Below are 3,033 nucleotides of genomic sequence, written 5' to 3' on the forward strand. Positions count from 1 at the left end.
ATATTATTTACATTAATATTATGCGTCACGACAGTAAATGCTGAAAACATAAACTCATCTAACGAATTTATTTTAAATGATTCTCAAATAGTAATTGATGATGAAATAGTGTATGAGGAAGTGAACGGTGAAGAGTTTAACACGTCCAACTGTGAATGCTGTTCTTTAATCATTCAGGAAGAAGATGAAACAGTGTTTGCTTTTAGACAGGACGGACAGATGAACGGGAACGGAATAGAAATCAATCCTCAAAACTGGAACGGAATTAACATATTAAAACAGGAAATTGACACACCACATGAATACTTTTTCCATGGAATAATTACTGAAAGCGGATGGGTGGTAGGTGAAGGGGGAAGCCAGTATAACGATTCATCAAGAACTATAGAACAGATTGCCGCTACAATGATACTGAATAATGACATTTCACCAAATTACCTCGCCCAGATAAAAAATATACTTTCAAGATACGGATATGGGCATTTTGTTATAAAATCCCCTGATGGAAGATATGGCATAGCATTTTCAAATACCTATTTAACCGGGACATTGCAAAAAGGACAGTGTCTGGTTGTTCCAAATTATTATTCAAGTTATTATAAAGTAAATTATAACAGATACAGTTCAAATCCTGTAGATGCAATAATAATAATCTGCTCATATGAAAGCTCAGGATATCACAGGAAAAGCATCATGACTTATGATTATAAAAGCCATGATACTGAAAACGGAGTATATTACGGAGTTGATGTTTTTGCAACAAACGATAACGGGCGCAATGTAGGGCGAAGTACAGCCAATTATATAACTCATTTTTATTTTAAAGGCCAATATTATCCGCCAAGCACCATTCCTCAAAATCCTGGAAAGATGTTTGTTGGAAGCCATATTTTTGAAAATCAAAGACTGAGTCCTGTGATTCAGGTTATCAGAAGCGATAAAACTGCTTTAATCGGAGATGAAATTCAAATATATTATAGAGTAAAACATCTGGTCAGCGGAAGAACAATGGTGTTTAATCTGAATGAAGACACCGAATTTGTAACAGCAGTGACATCACACGGAACTTATTCATATAACCAGCAGCAGAAAACATTATACTGGGCAATACCTGCGGCAAAGGACAACAGAGACATAATAATCACGATAAAAACAAATAACATAGGAAATCATAATGTTCATGCGTATATCGATGGGATGAGTGAAGAGACTGATGTAGGATATTACATTACAGATTATGGAACACAAATTAATGTGGATGATTTGAATAAATTCAAAGGAGGACCTCAGAGATTAAATATTGAACTGAAAGATAAATATGGTGTGGCATTAGTTGGTGAAAAAATAAGCATTTCTATTAATGGAATAACATATTACCGCGAGATTTCACAAGAGGGATCTGCATCAATTGCAATAAATTTAAATAGTGGAGAATATATTGCAACAATTAATTATAATGGAAAATTCGGTAAAAGTCTAAACACATCAAAAATAACAATAAATCCTACAACATTCGGTAAGGATATTGAAAAATATTATAGGAATGCCACACAGTTTCATGCATCATTTTTAGATAAAAACGGGAAAACATTAAAGAATTCAAATATCCAATTCAATATAAATGGTGTGATATATACCAGAACCACTGATGATAATGGGATTGCAACCCTAAATATTAACTTAAAAAGCGGCACATATATAATTACTTCCATTAACACAGATACAGAAGAACGAACTAGCAATAGAGTAGTTGTAAAACCAATTCTGGTTGAAAATAGGGATTTGGTAAAATACTATAAAAACGCTTCACAATATAGTCTCAAAGTACTTGACAGTCAAGGAAATGCCCTTGAAAATGCATCAGTAACATTTAACATTAATGGAGTTTTCTACAACCGAACCAGTGATGAAAATGGAACTGTTAAATTAAATATTAACTTAAAACCCGGTCAATATATCATAACCGCACAGTACAATGGTGCATCACTATCCAATAAAATAAATGTGCTTGAAAGAATAATCTCGGAGGATTTATCCCTGCAGTATAGGGATGGAAGTGAATTCAAAGTTAAAATATTAAACGAAACGGGAAATGCTTCACCTAATGAAAATTTAACATTAAATATCAATGGAGTATTATATAACAGAACCACCGACATAAATGGAGAAGCAAAATTAAAAATTAATCTGATGAAAGGAGAATATATCATTACCACATACTGGAATCAGTATTCAAAATCAGATAAAATAACAGTGAATTAACATCTTTTTTTAAAATTAGATAATTAATTAGAATAGGCTTGCAGCGAAATGAAATTCCCATAGAAAACCATAGTACACAAACAAAACACAAAAGGACTTCACTACTGGGATCGAAACGAGACCAGGTATAACCCCCATGCTATGACCGCAAAACCTATTACTAAATGAAAATGATTAAAATAAGTAATAAGTAAGAATAAAAGTTTGTATATAGAAAAGCTTGCAGCGAAATGAAATTCCCATAGAAAACCATAGTACACAAACAAAACACAAAAGGACTTCACTACTGGGATCGAAACGAGACCAGGTATAACCCCCATGCTATGACCGCAAAACTAAATATACAAACTTATGAGATTGATATTAAAATTAACGTGCGACTTTCACCCAAACTGTTAACACCTAACCAAATTGCTACCAAACCATAATACTAATTAATGAATTACAGCCTACTAACAAATTAAAATAATGCAAGCGAACAATTGGAAGTAGCGGACTAAACAACTCGGAAAAAAAACCTCGAAGCGTACATCCCTACCCCATCAAACAAGTCTTCTACTCGCGTCCTCAAAAGCAATCTATTTTCAGGGGATACCTCAGGCTTAGATGCTTTCAGCCTTTATCACCTAGCGCGTAGCTGCCCGGCAATGCCTTATCAGACAACCGGTCGACCAGAGGCGCCGACAACTCGTTCCTCTCGTACTGGAGCCACCTTCCCCTCAGACTACTAACACATCCATTAGATAGCAACCAACCTGTCTCACGACGGTC

At 34.5% G+C, this 3,033-nt stretch carries 1 protein-coding gene and 3 rRNA genes; 1 reads left to right on the forward strand and 3 read right to left on the reverse strand.

What is annotated here, in order from left to right; genetic code table 11:
• The coding region (locus tag IJQ68_RS05480; protein ID WP_292798006.1) for a carboxypeptidase-like regulatory domain-containing protein at positions 1-2,262 on the forward strand (2,262 nt) is incomplete at its 5' end.
• A gap of 35 nt (positions 2,263-2,297) precedes the next feature.
• On the opposite strand, the gene rrf (IJQ68_RS05485) is transcribed toward IJQ68_RS05480, so the two are convergent.
• The 3 genes from rrf (IJQ68_RS05485) to IJQ68_RS05495 form a co-directional block, all read right to left on the reverse strand.
• Positions 2,298-2,415: ribosomal RNA gene (gene rrf, locus IJQ68_RS05485) — 5S ribosomal RNA — on the reverse strand.
• A gap of 64 nt (positions 2,416-2,479) precedes the next feature.
• Positions 2,480-2,597, reverse strand: a 5S ribosomal RNA gene (gene rrf / locus IJQ68_RS05490).
• A gap of 127 nt (positions 2,598-2,724) precedes the next feature.
• Positions 2,725-3,033 (reverse strand): 23S ribosomal RNA (locus IJQ68_RS05495); the annotation flags it as partial.

The sequence above is a fragment of the Methanobrevibacter sp. genome (genome assembly GCF_017447225.1).
Classification (GTDB): Archaea; Methanobacteriota; Methanobacteria; order Methanobacteriales; family Methanobacteriaceae; genus Methanocatella.